The sequence below is a fragment of the Acidithiobacillus ferriphilus genome (assembly GCF_028215975.1).
Classification (GTDB): domain Bacteria; phylum Pseudomonadota; class Gammaproteobacteria; order Acidithiobacillales; family Acidithiobacillaceae; genus Acidithiobacillus; species Acidithiobacillus ferriphilus.
Genome location: NZ_CP116458.1, coordinates 143151 through 162958, shown reverse-complemented (window position 1 = coordinate 162958; position 19808 = coordinate 143151). Strand labels below are relative to the sequence as shown.

Below are 19808 nucleotides of genomic sequence, written 5' to 3'. Positions count from 1 at the left end.
ATATTACGCTACAATGACCATAATATGACATTCAGACATCTAAAAACCGAGGCGAAGAAATTTTTCGCCCCGGTTAACCGTATTGCTTCGTGATGCCATAAAGAAATTTAACTATCAGATAGTTGCCAACAAGCACTGCTAAGCATGAAAATCAAACCTGGCCATAATTGAGCATGGCGTCGTCTACGCAAAATGCCCTTCAAGACTGACATAAACCGCCCGGGGCATACCCGGATCCGCTAACATCTGGCCGGCTACGCCATAATAGCCACCGCTGGAGATGTATTGATAACTGTTATATTGCTTGTTGAGCAAGTTCAACACATCCACGTTCACTGATAGCTTGTGCAAGCCAGCAAACAGATATTGATGCCCAATATTCATTCTCAACGCCGCATTCCAAATGCCAAAAGCAGGCAACTTCTGGTTGGTTGGTGCCCCGGTGTTGTTATTATAGATATTCTGGGCACCGGTGTATTGCCACCATATTCTGGGCTCATAAACCACTCCGGCATGGTACCACTGGTAATAAGCGCCAATGTTCGCCGTCTGTGCAGGGACATCGGATACCGGCATCCCATCGTAGGAAACCCCATGCGAATTCACATAATGTGAATACACGGCCTTTTCAAAACTGAGATTAGAAAAAACATGTATATTATACAATGGGTCATCGTCGAAATACAGGTTTACCCCGCTAAATGTCGACGATCCTGATGCGAACTCACTATACAGATGGCTTACCACGGGGATGGGGATGATCTCGTTGGTGTCATTCAAGTGATAATAATTGGCGCCGAACGAAGCATCGTTGAGGATCCCATCATGGGGTACATAGGCTTTGACACCGAACTGATACTGCGACGAAGATTGCGGCTTCAGTGAAGACGCCAGCATATGCGCATAGGTTCCGGTTGCCCCAGCCGGCGCTTTATATGCGGTGGAGTAATTGGCATAAACCGCGACATTCGGGGTGATTTGCCAATTGGCGCCGATCGATGGTTCCACGTCCGTGAAGTTGGTGGATGAATTAGGCTGACGATCCCCGCTGGTACCATATGAATTAACGCCATTGTTATACCCATTGAGGGGGAACTGGGCCGCTTCATTGTTGACAAAATTGGTGTTGAACGTCACTACCCGCAATCCTGGGGTGATGCGTACATTGCTGACGGGTTGTATATCATCCTGAATGAAAGCTGCCAGGTCAGTCATATACATATAGGAGCTATGAGAGTCCCCATTAGGTACCGCAAGACTGCCATATACCTGTGCTCCATTTATGGGGCCAGCCTGTGTAGGATTGTAAAATTCGAGGAGCGAATTGAATTTGTTGTTGATGAAATAGCCACCAAAAGAAACCGTATTCCATGGCAAGCGGTCGGTAAAGTACAGTTTGTCGCCATAGGTATCTGACTTTGCCAGGTAGTATTGGTTCATGGCAACATTGCTATTCCCGCCAGTATAGTAGTTATAGTGCAGGTGCTCGCGCGAACCATGACGATACCATAACAGATTGTGCAGGGTCAGATCGCGCGACAAGTGGTCAAAAAACTTCGAGTACAGAATATAGCTGGTATTGAACGCCTCCTTCCAGTATTCGGAATAAGGCAACGTTGTATAAAACCCCGTGGTCTGCTGGCTGTAAATAGGCCCAGGGATTGGGTTTCCATTGGCGTCTGTCCCGTTAACGGTGACATTGGAATTGGGGGAAACAGGGATACCCAATGGTCGATATGAGACCCCTCTGGCGGCATATGCACCAAAGCTGAAATGACCGCCATGGAATTTTTTTATGACTTTCGCAAAATAGGCGTAATTATTGCTTGGATTGTTAAATCCATATCCGTTCAGGTAGTTGCCGGCGCTTGTCATACCTCCCGCTATAATGGCCGACCAACCATCTATGTTGCCGGTGCGTACATTAAAGTGCACGCCACGCGTATTGAAGCTGCCGTAGAATCCTCCGATACTGGCGCCCGCTTTTGCGGTAGGTTGTAATGGAATAAAGTTAATGGATCCCCCGATATTGTTGAACCAACGATTCATCGGATACCCAGGGCCATAAGTGACGGCAATACCCTTGATCATGGACATCTGTGGCACCTCTGGAGAGCCCCACACGCCATACGCGGGGTCGACCATGGGGACGCCATCAAAGGTGACCATGACCGTGCCGTCATTTGCATTGCCGGCGATATTGCTCCACCCCGTCTTCATGCCGTTAATACTGATCGTTGTTCTGGAAGATCCGGCGGGCGAGTCGGTTTGTGTGTTCACGCCAGGGGCGACCGCCAGTGCTTGGCCAGCACCCCCCGCAGGTCCGGCGGTCTCCATTTGTTTCTTACCAATCACCTTGACGGATTGTGTGGACTCGAAGACTTCCTTTTTGGTGGGTACTTTATTGAGTGTATTCAATGCCAGTCCGGCAGATACCCGCCCAACATTAATCGCGCCATGAGTGGGAGCAGAAGTGGTTGGTGCAGTGGCCCCGGCTTGAGCTGCAGGCATGGCGGTAATGTTCAGTGCGCCCGTGGCGGCAATAGCCACCAGCAGAGGTTTTAGCGGCAGTTTCTTGTACATCTCGTACTCTCCTTTTTATTTCAGTGGGGTTTTGCGGCGATACCTATATCACTGACCCCGGCCTTCTGGCAGGCGTCCATGACGTGAACGAAGTCTTGAAACGGTACGGCTTTATCCGCGGCGATGGTGATCTGGGTCTTGCCGGGGTTGCCGTCACGGGCAAGCAGTTGCTTGAGACCGGCAAGATCATAGTGCTGCCCCTTGACCGCCACCGTCCCATCTTTCTCGATGTTGATGGTGTAATGCGGATGCGGCAGCAGCTTCGCCTGACTGGACGCGGGTAACTGCAAGTTCAGCCCCTTGTCCGGGATCATCTGTAACGTGATCATGATGAAAAACACCAGCAGGAATAGCATGATGTCGATCATCGGGATGATCTCGACCCGGCCCTTCCTCTGTTCGAAATAGCGCCGTTCCATCAGCCCGCCCTCGCCACGGCCGCTGTCACCCTCGACATCGCGGCCTGGATATTCCCCTCGCCGTCGGTGATCGGGTGTCCGTCCATGCGGTTGAGCAGCATGGTCTTCACCGAATCCAACTGCAGCAGAATTTGCCGCACCTGATTGTTGAAGGCGTTGAACGCCACCAGGCCGGTCATGGCAATGAAGAGGCCGGTAGCGGTGGCGACCAGGGCATCCGCCACCCCGCCCGTCACCGCCGCCGGTGCGTGTCCTGGTGCGGCCAATATGGAGAAGGCGTGAAACATACCGATGATGGTGCCAAAAAGTCCCAGCAGTGGTGCCAGGGTGATGATGGTGTCCAACACCCATAGGCGACGATCAAGTTGCGGCGCCATGACCAGGATGCTCTCCTCCAGGCGACTGGCAAGTGGATCGCCCTGCACGTGTCCCGAGTGGCTCGCCGCCGTTTGCAACAGCGCCGCCTCCGGCAAGTCGCCTGCGGCATCCGCGAGGGTTTGCAGGGCACTGCGGTCCAAGCGTCCGTGCTGAGCGAGCTCCTGCACAAAAACGGTGCCGCGCAGGATGGTGCGGCGCAGATACCAGAACCGGTCGACAATAACGCCAAGGGCAAGCACAAGAAGGCCAGCCAGCACATAAAGCACACCGTCGGAGTAATTGGCGAGGTGGATGAGGTAAGCGATATTCATCAATAAGACTCCTGAAATATCAGAAAGGAACGGCGCCGAAGCGCGCGCGGAAGAAGTAAAGATTGGTGCTGGGGACTGATCCGAAAGGTCAACCCGGTATGGGCAGACAATCGATCAAGCAAGGCGTGGACGATAAAAATGTGTCCTGCTCCGGCACACACCAACGGGTGCGCCGGGCTTTGTATTACGGCGTTCATGCGGCTACCTCTTTATATGGTCGGGATGTATCCGACGACATCAAAAGTGGAGATCTTTTGCCTCCTGGAATAGCCTCATGCTAACAGCCGAATATTGCATCCATATGTCACTGAGGTGCTGATTTTATGACGTTGTCATGACATTTTTATGACGTTTTACATATTCTACGTATTCTTTGGTGGTGAAAATCGGTATCCGAAACTGTGCACTGTTTCCAGCCAGCTTTTGGCTCCCACACTTTCCAGAATCTTGCGTAAACGATAAATCTTGACCACCAGGGTGTTGGGAGCGAGATAAGTGCCCTTACCCTCCCACAGGATGTCGGCGATCTGATCGTTGGAAACGACCTCGTCCGGATGCGTGGCGAAATAGTACAGCAGATAAAAAAGCCGTCGCGGTAGATGAATTTCCTGTCCCAATATCCAGACCCGCAGCGCCACCAGATCGATGCAGATGTTTTCCGCTTTAACCACCCGGGCAGGCGCTTGTGTGCGCAGTTTCTTGAGGAGACCGCAGACTTGGGCCGTTAAGATTTCCGGCCCCATACTGGCAGGGATATACGCCTGTGCCCCTACTTCCAGAGCTGCTACGGCGTGTGTTTCTTCGTGGTCTTCCTCCGCACTATTGCCGACCACCAGGAAAGGCAGATCGCTCTCACGCGGCGCGCGTTGCAGGTGCCGCACCCAATCACTTGTCGTGGCAGACCATCCGAGCAGAACCAAGACTTCAGGATCCCAGCGCCGCACCAGCTGCTCCACTTTAGAGCGCTCCGTGCTCCGTATTACTTGGCCACCGGCGCGCTCCAGAGCCACTTCAACGGAAATGATCGTTTTACCGTTGGTCCGCGCATTGACCAGCAGCAGGATCCGTGGACTGTGTGGCGATCCGGTCCGGATCATCGGCGGGGAGGGTCGCGCCTGCGCAAACATCGCCGCACGTAGCACGTGTACCGCGTGCACGACAACGCTGTTTAATAAAATTAAAAACATAGCGAAAACTCCATGCGCACCGTGCACGCGACGCGCAGATGGAAGAAGCTCACCAAGCAATGTTGAGCGGGGGTGTCGATGGCACGGAGTTGGACTACGTGCGTGCCCGTGGACTGACTCATGCAGTTCTCCTTATGCGGGGCTAGATTGCGGCTCCGAGTAGGATAACTGGCTTATGTGACATTAGCATGAAAATTACATGACTTTTTTATGACAATTCATGCCGGCGACGCTTTCAGAGCAGGGCTTGATGGTTATTCTCCTGGCGCCGTGGCAGAGTTTTCCATGGGCATGCGTTTATCTGCAAATGCCTGCCCACCGTCACCCGTCGCCAACAGGCGACATCCATACATAGCGACTAAACTTCTCTTCTTTCCCTCTGGAACACGCTAATTATTAAGTGGACTCCAATATATAATAATTTACTGCGATTACGTGCGGATCATTTGTTTTGTTGTTCCCAGGCGACGAAAATGGCTGCGCGCCTATAGCCTCATTTAAGTCATTTTTACAGAAAATTAGTGACCTGCGCCTGGTGGCATATAACTTGCTGGATCAATCTGCATGACCATATGCAAACCAAAATTCAATATCCGTGTCATCGTGCTTCCCCTGTGTTGTGGAGCGCTGCTCGCCGCCGTTGCTCCAGGTGCGGCAGCAACACCATTCGCTTTCAGTCAGGTAGTGCATGACGCTCATGATCTCGCGCAGAGCGCCTGGCATCCGCGCCCGGTGGAGGCCAGTAAAAGCCTGCGCCAACTAAGTCCGCAGGCGTATGGGCATATACTCGATACTCATCCACTGTGGAAACACGACGGCCTTCCCTTCGAAATCTTATTTTACCCGTTAGGCGGTACCTTTGATCATCCCGTGCGCATCAATGTGATTCGCAACGGTCAGGTGTATCCCATTCACTACGATTCGAAGACGTTTTCCGTCGAAGGCGCACTGGCGAAAAAGGTCCATATCCCCAAAAATGGAGGTTATGCGGGTTTTCTTGTTAAAGATACTGGATATGTGCAGCAACACGATGAATTTCTGTCTTTTCTCGGTGCGAGCTATTTTCGGGCGGTGAACAAAGATGCGGTTTATGGCACCTCGGCACGCGGGCTTGGGATTGACACCGCGTTGCCCTCCGGTGAAATCTTTCCGTATTTTCAGGAATTCTGGTTACAGCGCCCAAGGCCTGGCGTGCATCATCTGACGATTTATGCGCTACTCAACAGCCCGTTGATAACCGGCGCCTATCGCTTCGAAGTCACCCCCGGCAAGAGCACGCAAATCCGCGTCCACGCGGTCCTGTATCCGCGCAAGAAGATCCGTCAGTTGGAAATCGCGCCGTTGTCCAGCATGTTCTGGCATGGCCGTGGACGCGGTATTCGCGCCGGTGACTGGCATCCGCAACAACATGATTCCAGTGATCTCATTATGGCCAACGGCGATGGTGAGTGGATTACCCGACCATTGAACAATCCACTGTATACGCAAGTCACACGGTACACCTTGGCGCATCCGCGGGGCTTTGGCTTGTTTCAGCAGGATCGGCGATTCACCAGTTATGAGGGGATCTACACGCAATACCAGAAGCGGCCGAGTGTCTGGATTCAGCCTTTGAACAATTGGGGAAAGGGGCAGGTAGAGCTGGTGGAATTACCTACCAATAACCGCAATCTTGACAACATCGTGACGTTTTGGGTACCTCGGCATCCACCGCAACCGGGACAGGCCCTTTCCGTTAGCTATCGCCTGGATTTTTTGCGTGACGCCGCCGATCTGCCACCAGGGGGTCACCCCGTCGCAACCTATTTCGGGACCGTGCCGCACAGCGGTGGTAGCCGCCGTATTGTGGTAGATTTCGCGGGTGGCGGTTTAGGCCGACTCCCGGCAAACACCCCCGTGCAGGCGCATGTTTCCGTGGGGGCAGACACTCGTTTAATCCATTCCGCGGTACGCTTCGATCCGACCAATCATCAGTGGCAGTGGCGGGCTCAGATCCTGCCGCCGGCGAATCATCCAACCAACGTTCGCGTCTTTCTGGAATCGCGTGACCACACCCTCAGCGACACCTGGACCTATCTGCTGCAGCGCAGCAAGAAGTCTTAGGAGTCAGTCAGGCAATAACAAGCTGAATAAATCATGCGGCGCGATGGTTTTTTGCAAGCCATCGCGCCGCATGCCCCGAGCCATCATGCTTCAGTCCCCGTTCGTCAACTGTTGCGTTGCGTAGCTGGGATTGATCTGGAAGTGATCCCCGTGGGCACGTGCAAATGCCGGGGCGGTCAAACCACCCATCAGGATAATGCCCCATACGACGGCAGCTCTGACCATCCTTTTACCGCGTACAGAGGTACGACGTGCCGGAGTTACAAAGGTAGCGTTGAGAAAATGCCGCAACGCGTCTTGCGGAGAACGCAGAAACGGTTTTGAGGCCATCGATGAACGGTGCATCACCGGAACCTGCTGACGGCGCAACCATGCCGCAGGATACTCAGCGTGACGCGTGGCGGGCAATGAGAGCGCCAGTCTCGCATGAAGTTCATCCCCCTCCGCGAGGGACCCGAGCGCAGCCTGCAGTGCAATGAATGCGTTACCATTTCCCGCGCCGCTTGGCGCCTGTGTAATTTCCTCTTCCACCCAACGCCGCTGTGCGGGTGTCAACGCCAGATGGTCCAGGTAACGCTGCGTCAGAGCGGGTGTGATATGCGGGACCTCACCACGAAGTAGCGGTGATCTGGAAATGTTAACGGCATCAGCATCTTTAAACACGATAAAACTCCATGATTTGGCGGTTTTCCTAAACCATATACATGTAGTACAGCAGTTATCGTGCCACAGCCGCTATCGGTTGTTTTTCGCGCCGGCAGTCCAATGGTTGACCATACTGAACCGTATTTTCGTCGCTCTAGGGCAACAAAAAGAAAATAGTCTGTGGCGGCACACGAAATGAAAATCGTCGATAGCATGGGATTAAAATCCATCGTTTATTGACCCGTTGTAGAGGGGTTGCGACACCCGGCTCTTCCGTCGCTCAATAACGACATTCGCCGCCCCTTCCATCTTGGGAACTACACGGCCCTTTCAAAGCGCAGCGCCGCCGAATTCAGGCAATAGCGCAGCCCCGTCGGCGCCGGCCCATCGGGAAATACATGCCCCAGATGGCTATCACAACGAGCGCAGCGGATTTCCGTGCGGATCATACCGTGACTGGCATCACGAATTTCGCGGAGGTGGTCGGGCGCATAGGGTTCTCGGAAACTCGGCCAGCCGGTCCCCGACTCAAACTTGGCTGTAGAACGAAACAGCGGCAGGCTGCATAACGCGCAAACAAAAGTCCCATCACCCTTTTCATGCAGCAGTCCGCCGCAGAAAGGCGGCTCCGTGCCATGCTCAAAAAGCACGTGACGCACCTCGGCAGACAATCCCCTCGCCATTTCTGCGCGCTTCCCGGCGTCGATCGGGGTCAGATCAAAACCAGCGGATGAACAGGCCATTGCCATAATCTCCATTAATTCTTGCGCAACAATTGCGGAAAACGCGCGCGCAGCTTTTCCACTTTCGGCAGCGCCACCGCACAAATATAGGGTTGATCGGGATGTCGGCGAGCGTAATCCTGATGCATGTCTTCGGCGGGATAAAAATGCGTCAAGGGCGTGATTTCGGTGGCGATGGGCGCCCCAAAAACACCCTCCCGATTCAATTGCGCCACATAATCCCGCGCCAGCCCTCCCTGCGCATCATTCCTGGTAAATATCGCTGAGCGGTACTGTGTCCCCACATCATTCCCCTGCCGGTTGTGCTGCGTCGGGTCGTGGGCTACCGCAAAAAAGACCTGCAACAAGCGGCCAAAGGATAGTAGCGTCGGATCGTAGTGAATCTCCACCGCCTCAGCGTGACCTGTTGCGCCACCGCACACCGCCCGGTAATTCGCCGTCTCCGCCGCGCCGCCCGTATAACCAGACAGCACCCGCGTCACCCCGGCAAGATCCAGATACACCGCTTCCACGCACCAGAAGCAGCCCCCCGCCAGTACCGCCATACCAGGTATATCGGCGGCGGGATCCTCCCGGTCGGGAGCAGGAATCGTTAAAGTCATGACATGCACTCCATGAGCGCCCATCGCTCCTGACCGGAGCGGGCATTGCCCTGAGCATAGCGACAAATTTTCAGCAAACCAAACAGTAGCGGGCTGATGTGCCAGATTCCAGCGCATTTGTTAGTATTTACGCTCTGGCGGGATTCGTTTTGCAAAAATTGAGGAGAGCGGGCATGACAGATGAAAATCGGCGCCACGAAACAAAAAGGCGCATTGCATTCAGAAAAGCCGCAGGGCTGCGTTTAGCGGCACTGCTTTTCGGCCCGCTGGTGCTCGCCGGCTGTGCAACCAGCCCGAATCTCGAATCTGCGGAGCATCTGGTGCAAAGCAACTTTCATGGCCAGGCCCATGTGGTCAAGGTCTTTCCCGGCCCCACCCAAAAGCTTACCGGCATCGTCGCCGAGAACAGCCAGCATCAGCAGGGCATACTCTGGATGTTGTCCAACCGCTACCTCCTGCTCGGCCCGGTGGTGAACGATAAGGGCCGCGATATCACCCAAACGGCCACAAAAAAGTATCTGGCCCAACCCAGGAAGGTCCCTGCCGCGCATATCGCCCCGGCGGCCATGAAGGCGCCGGGTTTCACGATAGGCCATGCAGGCCCGCTGATCGTGGTGTTTATGGATCCCAACTGCATCTACTGCCATCGGCTCTGGAAAGAGTTGCAAAAACCCGTCGCCGACGGTCAACTCCAGGTAAAATTAATCCCGGTCGGCTTTCTGAAAGACTCCAGCGTTGCCAAGGCGGCCACGATTCTCGCCGCCAAAGACCCGGCAGTCGCCTGGGCGAATAACGAGAAGGGATTTAATGAGAATACCGAGGAAGGCGGCACCCAGCCCTTAACGCAGATTCCTCCACTGGACATAGCGGCCATCCACACCAACACCGCGTTGCTGCAGGCCAGCGGCGAAGAAGCGACACCAGCCCTGCTTTTCTGTCGGAAGAATTCATCTGACGCCAACGCAACAAGGGATAAAACCGGCCCGCAGATGACTCTGGAACATGGCATCGCCATGCATGCACTGCCCGCACTGATCAGTTCGCTCGATGGCAATGTGAGCGCGGATGGCTGCACACCCTGATCTCCGCAAGATTGGCCCACTTCAATACCGGGCGACTTCCCCCACAGGCAGCCCTTGGTTATATTCCGCTTATGCACAGTTCCACACATGATGATCTGATCATCCTCGGCGGCACCTTCGACCCCATCCATTACGGGCACCTGCGTGCCGTGGAGGAGGTGCGGCAGGCTCTCGGCGTTGCGCAGGTGATGCTGATCCCGGCCGGGCACCCGCCCCACCGTCAAAGCCCCTGGGCCAATGCCCGCCATCGTCTGGTCATGACCCGCATCGCCGTCGCCCACCATCCGCACTTCACGGTCAGTTCCTGGGAAGTGGAGCGGGAGGGACCGTCCTACACCGTTGACACCCTCACCGCCCTGCGCCAGCAACGCCCGGATGCGCTACTCGCCATGGTCATCGGCATGGATGCCTTCCTGCGCTTCGACACCTGGCACCACTGGCAGCGTATTCTGGACCTCACCCACCTCATTGTTACCGGGCGCCCCGGCTGGCCTGCCGCCGAATTACCGGAAGCCCTGCGCCAGGCTCTTTATCAGCGCCGCTGTGAAGATGTCGACACCCTGCGCCAGACGTCGGCCGGGCGTATTTTGTTTCACACGGTCACCGCGCTGGAGATCTCCGCTACCAGTATCCGCAGCCTGCTCGCCAATCATCAAAGTCCGCGTTTCCTGTTACCGGACGAGGTATTGGATTATATTGACGCCGAAGGGCTCTATCATAGCCCGTAACCCAACACAAAGGATCATGACACTTGGCGACAGCAGAAACCCTCCGCGATCTGGCCATCTCCGTTCTGGATGAGCATAAAGCGCTCGATATCAAGAGTATCGATGTCCGCAAGCAAACCGACATCACTGATTATCTGATCATTGCCTCCGGCACATCCGACCGCCACCTGCGGGCGCTGGCCGACGCCGTGATGGCACGCATGCGCGAAGAGGGCGTGAAACCTATAGGCAAGGAAGGTCTCACTGTGGGCGACTGGGCGCTGGTAGATCTCGGTGACGTCGTCGTCCATGTGATGCGCCCGGAAGTGCGCGATTTTTACCAGTTGGAACGACTCTGGGGAGAGCTCCCGCAGATGCGTGGCCAAAACGAGGGGCGCTGATCCGCGATGCGCCTCTGGGTGCTGGCCATCGGCAGTAAAATGCCAACATGGGTAGAGGCGGGCGTCGCCGAATACACGGCACGGATGCCTCCGCAATTACGCGTCGAATGGCGCGCACTGCCGCTGGCGCGACGCGGACGCAGCGGGGACCCGACACGCTGGCGGCGCGAAGAAGGCGAACGGATTCTGGCGGCCACCCCCGACGGTGCCGAACGGGTGGCGCTGGAGGTGGTCGGCAAGCGTCTGGACAGCGAGGCCCTAGCGCAGCGCATCGACACCTGGTTCGCCGGCGGGCGCGATGTGGCACTATGGATCGGCGGCCCCGATGGCCTCGATCCGGCCCTGCAACCAGACTGGCGCTGGTCCTTGTCGCCCTTGACCCTCGCGCACCCGGTGGTGCGCGTCGTGCTGGCTGAACAACTATACCGAGCCTGGAGCATTCAGGCCCGGTTACCTTACCATCGTGGCGGAGAGGAGTGACGCTGACGTGAACACGCTATGGAACCAAAGTCTCTATCCCCGCCTGGGGATGGCACTGGCCCTTGGTCTGGGCCTCAGCGCCTGCGCGCAGATGGTGCAGGTCAGCCCGCAACAGAGCGTCTCCGACGCCGTTGCCGTACAGGCGGGTCGGGAGCGCATCCTCGCCCTCTCGCCCGCGGTCAATGCGCGGCAACTGGCGCCGGTACAGAAGGCACTGAGCGCCGCGCGGGAAGCCGTGGCGCGCGGCGATCGTGTATATGCCGAGCGGCAGACGCTGCTCGCCAGGGTTCTGCTTGACAACATCCAGACCCGCCTGAATGCGGCCCCGAACAGTCAGCGAGCGGCACTGCAAAGTCAGATTGGCAATTTGCAGAGTCAGATTGCCACGACCCACCAGCAAATTGACGCCACCAAAGCACAAATCGCCAAGGAGGCTTCATGATGCGCGCCCGTCACCTCATCGCCGTCGCCCTGCTCCTTGCGCTGCCCGGCATAGCGGTGGCCGATATCGCCACCTCGCAGGCCTTGCAGCAAGCCCTCCAACGCCTGGAAAAGGCCCAGCGCAGTGGCCCGCCCATACCTCCCGCCACCCTGTTCGGCCTGCACAGCAGCCTGCGGATGATGACCCGCGATCAGGTCAACCCTGTGCTTTTCCAGGTCGATCGCGCCATTTTCAACGCGCGCCTCGCCGGTCTTCGCGAACAACGTCAACAGGTGACAGGACAAAACCGGCTCAACGGCCTGCGACACCAAGTGCAGTCGTTGACCCGCCAGTACCAGGCGCTACAGAACGAATACGGCAAGCTGCGCGAACAACTGGCGAACAAAACCATGAGCGGTGCCCGAATCCAGCATCTGCAAGCCGAAATCCAGCAGCAGGGTGCCATACCCATCCCAGGCGTCACCGCCACTCCGCTCACGACGCAGCCCGGCTACAGCAAGGCACTGACGGTATACGCCCAGGTTCGAGCCGCCAGCGACGGGGTACATGTCACCATGCCGGTAAACAGCTTGTTCAGCAGCAACACTCGGCTTTCCACCAGCGGCACACAGCGTTTACAGGCTATTTCCGGCATCCTCAAGCAGACGGCGGCCAGTGAAATACTCGTGCGGGTAGCCCCTCAACCCCTGGGCGCCAATGTCGCCACCCAACGCGCCGAAACCATTCTCCGCACCCTGCGCCATGATGGTATCCCCGGTACGGTGCTGGCACTGGCCACCGGCCTCGGCCTCAGTTCGGGGACCGCCGAACTGTTGTTGGTGAACGCCAGCCCGACTCCGTGACCCCCCTGATTCTCGCCTCGGCCTCACCGCGCCGCCTGGCCCTGCTCCAGCAGTTGGGCTATGCGCCGGAGGTTTTGGCCACCGACGTGGATGAAACCCCGCGACCCGGCGAGACTCCGACTGCCCTCGCTCAACGCTTGGCCCATGGCAAAGCACTCGCTGCGGGTCCGACCAGCCCGGAAGCCGTCATCCTGGCGGCAGACACCGTCGTGGCGCTAGGGGATCGCATCTTCGGCAAGCCCGGCAACTTCGCGGAAGCCATGCAAATGTATGCAGCACTCGGTGGCCTCTGGCATCAGGTGCATACGGCTGTCGCTGTGCTCCACCGGGACCAGGTGGCGCTGCGTCTGTGCAGCAGCGCCGTGCGCTTGCGCCCTCTTGCCAGCACGGAGATGCGCGCCTACTGGGATACCGGCGAACCGGTTGACAAGGCCGGGGCCTATGCCATTCAGGGCATCGGCGCGGTTTTTGTCAGCGGCTTGCAAGGATCCTATAGCGGCGTCATGGGCCTGCCCCTTTTCGAAACGACTGAGATGCTTGCCGCTTGCGGCCTCTCCACTCCTTACCTTTCAGGACAACCATGAGCGAAGAACTGCTGATCAACGTCACCCCCCAGGAAATCCGCGTCGCGCTGGTGGATAACGGCGTCCTCCAGGAACTCCAGGTTGAGCGCAGCGGTCATCGCGGTTTGGTGGGCAATATCTACAAAGGCATCGTCCGCCGCGTCCTGCCCGGCATGCAGGCCGCTTTCGTCGATGTCGGCCTGGAACGCACCGCCTTTCTTCACGCTACAGACATTCAAGATGACAGCGATGAGGTACAAGGCGAGACGGATATCGAACCCCGTGCTGGTCACCACGAGGTTCGCAACGTCTGTGCCCTGCTCCACGAAGGGCAGGAAGTGGTGGTGCAGGTCATCAAGGACCCCCTCGGCAGCAAAGGCGCACGCCTCTCCACCCGCATCACCCTACCCGGACGTTATCTGGTTTACATGCCTTTTGTGCCGCGCATCGGCGTCTCCACCCGCATTGAATCGCCAGAAGAACGTTTCCGGCTCAAGGAGCAGCTTAAATCCGCGATCCCGCCCGAAGAGGCTGGGGGCTATATTATCCGCACCCTCGCGGAGGGCATGGAAGAGACCGATTTCGTCGGCGACATCGATTTTCTCCGGCGCCTGTGGGACTCCATCCGCGCCCGGCTGGAGCGCAGCCCGGCCCCCAGCCAAATTCACAGCGACCTCAACCTCGCCATGCGCATGATGCGTGATGTGATGTCCGATGACATTCAACGGGTGCGCATCGATTCGCGGGAAACCGTCGATGCCGCTCTGGCCTTTTGCCAGGGCGTCATCCCGGAAGTGGCTGATCGCATTGAACACTACAGCGGCGAGCGTCCGCTCTTCGATCTTTATAACGTCGAGGACGAAATTGAGCGCGCCCTGCAAAGCCGGGTTACCCTCAAGTCCGGCGCCTACCTCATCATCGACCAGACCGAGGCGCTGACCACGGTGGACGTCAACACCGGCGGCTTCGTAGGGCGGCGCAATCAGGAAGAAACCATCTTCAAGACCAATCTGGAAGCCGCCGCCGCCATCGCCCGGCAGATGCGGCTGCGCAACATCGGCGGCATGATCATCATCGACTTCATCGACATGGAAGACGAAGAGCACAAACGCCGCGTCCAGCGCGCACTGGAAAAGGCCATCCAGAGCGACCGTACCCGCTGTAACATCACCCAGATCTCATCTCTGGGCCTGGTGGAAATGACCCGCAAAACGCACCCGCGAAAGTCTGCGCCAGACCCTTTGCGAACCCTGCCCCTACTGCCATGGCCGCGGTTTCATGAAAACCGCAGAAACCATCTGCTACGAAATTCTCCGCGAGATCGTCCGTGAAACCCGCGCCTATCCGGCAGAGCGCTTCGTGGTCCTGGCCTCTCCGCAGGTGATGGAGAAGCTGTTGGACGAAGAAAGCACCAGCCTCGCGGCACTGGAGGAGTTCATCGGTCGGCCCATCAAGGTGCAGGCAGAAGCGACCTATACGCAGGAACAATACGACATCATTCTGATGTAGCAGAGCAAAGACGCGGCGGGACTCTTTAAATTATGCAGATTCCCCGCAGCCCATATCAACATTTTGTTTTCTGGAAGGCTTCCAGCAATCCATCCGCAAACGCTTTTTGCGTCTGTTTCACCGTTTCCCAGTCTCCGATGACGGGGGCCTTCAAAAACGATGCGATAGCGCGATGGACCTCCCAATGCAGTCCAAACAAGAGCGAGTTTTCCGCAAGACCCAAACGCCGCATATGTTCATCCATGACACATCGAGAAGCCTCTGCCAGTTCATCACTATTGATCAACAGCGGATTATCGAGGATCACCTTTTTCAAAGCCCCTTGGTCGGATACTTGTTTGGCATAAAGTCCGAGCAAGCTGGTCGGGTGTTGTCGATGATAGAATGGACGCTGGACGAGAAATTCCCGCAATTGCGCCACGGGCATGGGCCTGGCGATAGCATAGCCTTGCAATAATCGGATGCCCATGACCGAGATCGCATCCAGAATTTCATCCGTTTCAACCCCCTCCACCACCAGGTCCACTCCCATGCCGACCGCCAAATCCCGGATAGAGGCAATAAAATACAAATCCTGAGGCCGCTCCTCCAGGAAGCGGATGAAGCCCTGATCCAGCTTGATTTCATCAATGGGCAACGCCTTAAGACGCAGCAGAGAGAAACAAGCGCTGCCCGCATCATCCAGAGCGAGACGAATACCCAGATCCTTGATGTCGTGCAAAACAGATAACGCAGCATTACGCCCCAGGAAATTGCTATCTCCTAGGATTTCCAGCGTAATCCGGGAAGGATCAATGCCGCTGGCTCCCATAACGCCTGCCAGACAGCGAACGCAGCGGTCGTCGAAAGCTTCCTGGGCTACGTTAAAGGATACCCAGAGCGACCATCCCAGAGCATCCAGCTCGGCCAGATCGGTCAATGCCTGGGTAAGGACCATCCAGCTGAGATCGATAGCGTCCTCGGCCGTGAGCAGTGGCAGGAATTCTCCCGGATGAAGAATTCGCCCATCCTCGTTCCGTAGTCGCGCCAATGCCTCCACCCCCACGATCTGGTGAGAATGGGTGTCGAGGACGGGCTGGTAATGGACGAGCAGTTCACCGTTTCGCAACTGTTTTTGGACAGCGTTCAGCCGCAGTGGCACCGGTTCCCCATAGAGGGTCCAGAAATGCAAGCGATCCGTCTTGTGACTCTTGCACTTGTAGAGCGCCTGGTCGGCGTAGCGGAGAAGCGTGTCCGGATTATTGATACCATCATCGGTAGGGTAGATGGACATCCCGGCGCTGAGATCGATCTCTGCCTTGTTTCCGTCAGGAAGATCGATGGGTTGTCGGACCGCCCCCCCGATCTTCTCCAGGGCGATGTTGATTTCCTCTATGGAGATGCAATCTTCCAGAAGCAAAACGAACTCATCACCACCCAGACGAGCCACAAAGTCCGTGCGGCGTACGCCTTCCCGCAAATGCTGACCGACGCTCCGCAAGACCAGATCACCGGTCTCGTGGCCATAGGTATCGTTGACAAGCTTGAAACCGTCGAGATCCATCATGACGACGCCTAAAAGGTATTCATGACGATCGGCGCGGGCCATGGCCTTTTCCAGTTCCGCATCCAGAGCACGGCGATTAGGCAGGCCGGTGAGCATATCGAAGAGCGCTTGCTGTGCCAGTTCACCCATCAACCGATGGCGCTCCGTCACGTCCACACAGGTCCAAAGAATACGTTCCACGCCATCCGGTTCGTCCAGTCGTTGGCCGGAAAGATCCATATAGATGACACATCCATCCATGCGGCGGTAGGGTACATCTCTGACTGTGCCATGCCCCTCTTTCAGCACGGTTTGCGTGGATGCATTCATCCACGCATAGATTTCTTCTTCTGAAAAAAACTCCCGTATCGGGTGGCCTACCACATCCTCCATAGAAGCGACCCCGAACATCTCCAGCATCCGTGCATTGATCCGTTCGATTATCCGTTCTGGATAGCGCATCACGTTGATACCAGAAGTTTGTACATTCAGTAGCACTTCATTGAAAGCGTTGGCTTCCCGTTCCTTGCGGAGGATATCCAGACGATCCAAGCCGTAGCCCACATCCTTGGCCAAATCTTCGAGAATCTTCCGGAGGTCAGCCTCAAAAATGCGTTCTTCGCCACGATATACCGCCAGGACAGCCCACAGCTTGCCACCCCGGTAAATGGGTAGCGCTGCGCTCGCCCCCATCCCAAAGGCTTGAGCGCGTTGCACCCAGGGATGCATGTGCGAGCTTTTGGTAAATGACACATTATAAACCGCTTGTTGATCGCGCCATGACTGGCCTACAGGACCTTGCCCTTCGGGAGATTCTGCGGACACTGAAATGCAGATGTCCTCCAGATAGTCCACCGCCCCGGCAGCGGCAAGGCTTTTAAAAGCACCCCGTTCACCGGGCCGAGCAATCCATGCCAGCCGTATATTTGTGTGCTGGACGGTCAGTGCACAGAGAGTTTGCAGCAGATCCGCTTCGTTCTCCATATGGGCGATGGCTTCATTGGCACTGGAAAGCAGCACGCTGAAATGGGCGAGTTGCTGCAGTTGCTGCAGTTGCTGGTGGTGCCTGGATTGCGTGAGGGCGGCGCCCACGGATTGAACCATCTGTGCGAGGAGATTTTGCAGGGCGGGGGTAAAGTGGTGCCGGGTATCACTTTCGATCATAAGCAAGGCAAAGGGATCCGGGCTATCGGATAAGAAGATAGGATAAGCCATAACGCTACGCACGCGGCGCGGCGCGGGGATGCCATTGACCTCTGCCATCGCCGCATGTTCCTGGGGATCCAGTGGCCCTAACGATACTTTCTCGCGGAAACAACGCGCCGGGAGCAAATTGCCATAGGGCAAATGGGTGGAATCCAGCGGAATCTTCATCTGCGCCAGAGACTTCTGCAGGTCAGAATCATCGGCACGGGCAGCGGTGATGCGCAGCCATTCCGCACCGGGCTCGGGAAGAGCCACATAGGCGCTGATGGCTTTGGTCTTTACGACGATGGTGTCCACCACCAGCCGATACATCTCCTCCGCATCCTGGAGGTTGATGAGCGATTGTTGAATATGGAGCGCCGCCTTCTGGTATTCATGCAGTTGACGGATACGGGCATAGGCGATTTGGGTGGCTGTATCCGTGGCTGCGGTGATCAGGAGCAATAAAAAGGTGAGCAGCAGATAGGGCCATTCGTTCTCCCAGAAGAGATGAGCCAGCGTTGCCGCATCCCATTGCGTGCGCACAATCCATGGCAAGCCCGGTATAGGCGTTGTTATTTCATCTACGGGGCGGGGCAGGAGCAGGGGCGGCGGGAACCAGTGTCCATCCTTCCAGAGGGATATCGCCTTGCCGTCGGAAAGATTCAGGACCACTCCCTGAATCATCGGAGGGATCTGAATGCTGCTCATTCTTGACAGGAGAAATGGCGATCCGATAAAACCCAGCACGCGGCCTTCGTTATCCCTGAAGCGTTCGCGCAGGGGCAGTACCCAGGTCTGATCCCGCGTATCAAAGAATGGTGTCCCCAGAGATTGATTCGGATCGTCTTGCAGCGCATGAAATACCTTGTCCGAAGCAATGATGGGATGGGAAGACGGCTTTTGACTCGACCAGACGATGAGATGGCCGGCGGGATTCTGAATATTGATGGCGATGATGGCCGGATGTGTTTGGCGAAAAGCCGTAAAAACGGCCAGCGCTTTGGCGCTGGGGATCAGCGTTCCAGATCCCTTTTGGAGGAAGGTATCCCGAAGAAACGTCAAATCATGAAAATGGGCACGGATTTGCAGTGCCACCCCGTCTGCGACAACATGCCCCGCCTCTGCGGCTTTGCCATGCAATACAGCATGGGCGGCATTTCTGGCATTTATCGTATTGGATACAAGAAATCCTACGATCAATAGGGTAATACCAACAAAAAAAATATGGATAGAACGCTCCGGCCGTTTGGCAAAAGCGGACAGCAGATGAATGAAAGGCACGCTGACCTTCCTTAAGAAGGATCGGTTACGAAAGGCCCTACGGATCATGGAAGCAAACCCCTGATGGGCTGTTCTTCCTGTAGATAGGCGATGTTGGCAAAAAAGCAATGCGTTGAGGCCGGTCACGCGGCAGGCTCTTGTCCGCCTATCGATTAACCGCTAAAGTGAGGATCACCGATGATTATTGTTAACTGGCAAAATTTTTATGAATAACCGTCGTCACAACAGCTTTTTTGAAGGTATCGGAATAAGAAGCATGTTTATAGTCATTTTTGCCGCACTGGGCGGAGGTGTGGCTTATCTTCTCCGTCCAGCGGTCCCGCTTATCGGGCAACTACCTTTCCGCATCGTCATGACAGACGGAAAAAACCTTCACGGTCTTGAGCGTCTCGCACAGCCTTACGCACAGCAATCTTTAGAGTATTTAATCGCTGGCGTGGTGATTGGTGGCATGCTCGGGATAATTGCCTCATACCTCTATGCTCTGACACAAGACGACGACAGACATCATCGCACCCCACCCAGGCCATAACAGACACATTGAGAGCATAAAAAAGCGCCGCAAAAGAGCGGCGCCCTGTGGCGATCATCCGGAAAAGGATTATGCCTCGCGCACGTCCTCAGCCTGCATGCCTTTCGGGCCGCGAACACTATTAAACGTTACGCGCGCGCCTTCCGCCAGAGTCTTAAAGCCGCTGCCCTGGATAGCAGAATGATGCACAAACACATCCTCCTTGCCATCTTCCGGCGTGATGAAACCAAAACCTTTACTATCGTTGAACCACTTTACTGTACCAGTTGCCATGTTTAAGGACTT

The 19808-nt window shown here is 56.2% G+C and carries 21 protein-coding genes; 11 read left to right on the top strand and 10 right to left on the bottom strand.

Going from position 1 to position 19808, the window contains the following annotated elements:
• Positions 1-183: 183 nt before the first annotated feature.
• From PJU76_RS00770 to PJU76_RS00750, 5 genes are all read right to left on the bottom strand, one after another.
• Positions 184-2583 carry a TonB-dependent receptor gene (locus tag PJU76_RS00770; protein WP_271780067.1) on the bottom strand — a complete coding sequence of 800 codons (2400 nt, stop codon included), beginning with the start codon at positions 2581-2583 and terminating at the stop codon, positions 184-186.
• A 20-nt stretch (positions 2584-2603) separates the two neighbouring features.
• Complete coding sequence (locus PJU76_RS00765) at positions 2604-3002, bottom strand: ExbD/TolR family protein (protein ID WP_271780066.1); 399 nt, start codon at positions 3000-3002, stop codon at positions 2604-2606.
• A complete protein-coding gene (locus PJU76_RS00760) occupies positions 3002-3691 on the bottom strand; it encodes a MotA/TolQ/ExbB proton channel family protein (protein WP_271780065.1) in 690 nt (229 codons plus the stop codon). The genes PJU76_RS00765 and PJU76_RS00760 overlap by 1 nt, the downstream gene beginning before the upstream one ends.
• Positions 3692-4053: 362 nt before the next feature.
• On the bottom strand, positions 4054-4878 hold the full coding sequence (locus tag PJU76_RS00755; RefSeq protein WP_271780064.1) for a response regulator transcription factor: 825 nt from the start codon (positions 4876-4878) through the stop codon (positions 4054-4056).
• A complete protein-coding gene (locus PJU76_RS00750; RefSeq protein ID WP_264317782.1) occupies positions 4869-5000 on the bottom strand; it encodes a hypothetical protein in 132 nt (43 codons plus the stop codon). Before PJU76_RS00750 ends, PJU76_RS00755 begins: the two co-directional genes overlap by 10 nt.
• A 442-nt stretch (positions 5001-5442) precedes the next feature.
• Here PJU76_RS00750 and PJU76_RS00745 point away from each other — a divergent pair, with 442 nt between their 5' ends.
• The gene (locus PJU76_RS00745) at positions 5443-6981 is read left to right on the top strand and encodes a glucan biosynthesis protein (protein WP_271780063.1); all 1539 of its coding nucleotides are present in this window, start codon (positions 5443-5445) and stop codon (positions 6979-6981) included.
• Positions 6982-7071: 90 nt separating this feature from the next.
• On the opposite strand, the gene PJU76_RS00740 is transcribed toward PJU76_RS00745, so the two are convergent.
• From PJU76_RS00740 to msrA, 3 genes are all read right to left on the bottom strand, one after another.
• Positions 7072-7644, bottom strand: coding sequence for a hypothetical protein (locus tag PJU76_RS00740; RefSeq protein ID WP_271780062.1), 573 nt, complete (start codon positions 7642-7644; stop codon positions 7072-7074).
• Positions 7645-7943: 299 nt separating this feature from the next.
• Positions 7944-8369 (bottom strand): peptide-methionine (R)-S-oxide reductase MsrB, encoded by a 426-nt coding sequence (gene msrB / locus PJU76_RS00735; RefSeq protein ID WP_271780061.1) that lies wholly within the window; start codon positions 8367-8369, stop codon positions 7944-7946.
• 14 nt (positions 8370-8383) lie between these two features.
• The gene (gene msrA / locus PJU76_RS00730) at positions 8384-8971 is read right to left on the bottom strand and encodes a peptide-methionine (S)-S-oxide reductase MsrA (RefSeq protein ID WP_271780060.1); all 588 of its coding nucleotides are present in this window, start codon (positions 8969-8971) and stop codon (positions 8384-8386) included.
• A 173-nt stretch (positions 8972-9144) separates the two neighbouring features.
• On the opposite strand from msrA, the gene PJU76_RS00725 reads away from it, so the two are divergent.
• From PJU76_RS00725 to PJU76_RS13780, 9 genes are all read left to right on the top strand, one after another.
• The gene (locus PJU76_RS00725; RefSeq protein ID WP_271780059.1) at positions 9145-10053 is read left to right on the top strand and encodes a thioredoxin fold domain-containing protein; all 909 of its coding nucleotides are present in this window, start codon (positions 9145-9147) and stop codon (positions 10051-10053) included.
• Positions 10054-10124: 71 nt separating this feature from the next.
• Positions 10125-10781: a nicotinate-nucleotide adenylyltransferase gene (gene nadD / locus PJU76_RS00720; RefSeq protein ID WP_271780058.1), complete on the top strand. Its 657-nt coding sequence runs from the start codon at positions 10125-10127 to the stop codon at positions 10779-10781.
• Between the two features lie 23 nt (positions 10782-10804).
• Positions 10805-11161: a ribosome silencing factor gene (gene rsfS / locus PJU76_RS00715; protein WP_014027606.1), complete on the top strand. Its 357-nt coding sequence runs from the start codon at positions 10805-10807 to the stop codon at positions 11159-11161.
• A 6-nt stretch (positions 11162-11167) separates the two neighbouring features.
• Positions 11168-11641, top strand: coding sequence for a 23S rRNA (pseudouridine(1915)-N(3))-methyltransferase RlmH (rlmH, locus tag PJU76_RS00710; RefSeq protein WP_271780057.1), 474 nt, complete (start codon positions 11168-11170; stop codon positions 11639-11641).
• Positions 11642-11648: 7 nt separating this feature from the next.
• Complete coding sequence (locus PJU76_RS00705) at positions 11649-12083, top strand: hypothetical protein (RefSeq protein WP_271780056.1); 435 nt, start codon at positions 11649-11651, stop codon at positions 12081-12083.
• Positions 12080-12925, top strand: coding sequence for a hypothetical protein (locus tag PJU76_RS00700; protein ID WP_271780055.1), 846 nt, complete (start codon positions 12080-12082; stop codon positions 12923-12925). Before PJU76_RS00705 ends, PJU76_RS00700 begins: the two co-directional genes overlap by 4 nt.
• The gene (locus PJU76_RS00695) at positions 12922-13509 is read left to right on the top strand and encodes a Maf family protein (RefSeq protein WP_271780054.1); all 588 of its coding nucleotides are present in this window, start codon (positions 12922-12924) and stop codon (positions 13507-13509) included. The genes PJU76_RS00700 and PJU76_RS00695 overlap by 4 nt, the downstream gene beginning before the upstream one ends.
• Positions 13506-14819, top strand: a complete 1314-nt coding sequence (locus PJU76_RS00690) for an Rne/Rng family ribonuclease (protein WP_271780053.1) — start codon at positions 13506-13508, stop codon at positions 14817-14819. Before PJU76_RS00695 ends, PJU76_RS00690 begins: the two co-directional genes overlap by 4 nt.
• Positions 14767-14997, top strand: a complete 231-nt coding sequence (locus PJU76_RS13780; RefSeq protein WP_271780052.1) for a hypothetical protein — start codon at positions 14767-14769, stop codon at positions 14995-14997. Before PJU76_RS00690 ends, PJU76_RS13780 begins: the two co-directional genes overlap by 53 nt.
• 55 nt (positions 14998-15052) lie before the next feature.
• On the opposite strand, the gene PJU76_RS00680 is transcribed toward PJU76_RS13780, so the two are convergent.
• Positions 15053-18991, bottom strand: coding sequence for an EAL domain-containing protein (locus PJU76_RS00680; protein WP_271780051.1), 3939 nt, complete (start codon positions 18989-18991; stop codon positions 15053-15055).
• Positions 18992-19175: 184 nt separating this feature from the next.
• Here PJU76_RS00680 and PJU76_RS00675 point away from each other — a divergent pair, with 184 nt between their 5' ends.
• Positions 19176-19523, top strand: coding sequence for a hypothetical protein (locus PJU76_RS00675; protein WP_271780050.1), 348 nt, complete (start codon positions 19176-19178; stop codon positions 19521-19523).
• A gap of 69 nt (positions 19524-19592) precedes the next feature.
• Here the strand turns inward: PJU76_RS00675 and PJU76_RS00670 are convergent, their stop codons facing one another.
• On the bottom strand, positions 19593-19796 hold the full coding sequence (locus PJU76_RS00670; RefSeq protein WP_014027598.1) for a cold-shock protein: 204 nt from the start codon (positions 19794-19796) through the stop codon (positions 19593-19595).
• Positions 19797-19808: the final 12 nt, after the last annotated feature.

Bases quoted from the DNA above. Each gene is read 5' to 3' on its own strand.
- PJU76_RS00770 (WP_271780067.1), bottom strand. From the start codon at position 2,583: ATGTACAAGAAACTGCCGCTAAAACCTCTGCTGGTGGCTATTGCCGCC.
- PJU76_RS00765 (WP_271780066.1), bottom strand. From the start codon at position 3,002: ATGGAACGGCGCTATTTCGAACAGAGGAAGGGCCGGGTCGAGATCATC.
- PJU76_RS00760 (WP_271780065.1), bottom strand. From the start codon at position 3,691: ATGAATATCGCTTACCTCATCCACCTCGCCAATTACTCCGACGGTGTG.
- PJU76_RS00755 (WP_271780064.1), bottom strand. From the start codon at position 4,878: ATGTTTTTAATTTTATTAAACAGCGTTGTCGTGCACGCGGTACACGTG.
- PJU76_RS00750 (WP_264317782.1), bottom strand. From the start codon at position 5,000: ATGAGTCAGTCCACGGGCACGCACGTAGTCCAACTCCGTGCCATCGAC.
- PJU76_RS00745 (WP_271780063.1), top strand. From the start codon at position 5,443: ATGACCATATGCAAACCAAAATTCAATATCCGTGTCATCGTGCTTCCC.
- msrB (WP_271780061.1), bottom strand. From the start codon at position 8,369: ATGGCCTGTTCATCCGCTGGTTTTGATCTGACCCCGATCGACGCCGGG.
- msrA (WP_271780060.1), bottom strand. From the start codon at position 8,971: ATGACTTTAACGATTCCTGCTCCCGACCGGGAGGATCCCGCCGCCGAT.
- PJU76_RS00725 (WP_271780059.1), top strand. From the start codon at position 9,145: ATGACAGATGAAAATCGGCGCCACGAAACAAAAAGGCGCATTGCATTC.
- nadD (WP_271780058.1), top strand. From the start codon at position 10,125: ATGCACAGTTCCACACATGATGATCTGATCATCCTCGGCGGCACCTTC.
- rlmH (WP_271780057.1), top strand. From the start codon at position 11,168: ATGCGCCTCTGGGTGCTGGCCATCGGCAGTAAAATGCCAACATGGGTA.
- PJU76_RS00700 (WP_271780055.1), top strand. From the start codon at position 12,080: ATGATGCGCGCCCGTCACCTCATCGCCGTCGCCCTGCTCCTTGCGCTG.
- PJU76_RS00690 (WP_271780053.1), top strand. From the start codon at position 13,506: ATGAGCGAAGAACTGCTGATCAACGTCACCCCCCAGGAAATCCGCGTC.
- PJU76_RS13780 (WP_271780052.1), top strand. From the start codon at position 14,767: ATGAAAACCGCAGAAACCATCTGCTACGAAATTCTCCGCGAGATCGTC.
- PJU76_RS00670 (WP_014027598.1), bottom strand. From the start codon at position 19,796: ATGGCAACTGGTACAGTAAAGTGGTTCAACGATAGTAAAGGTTTTGGT.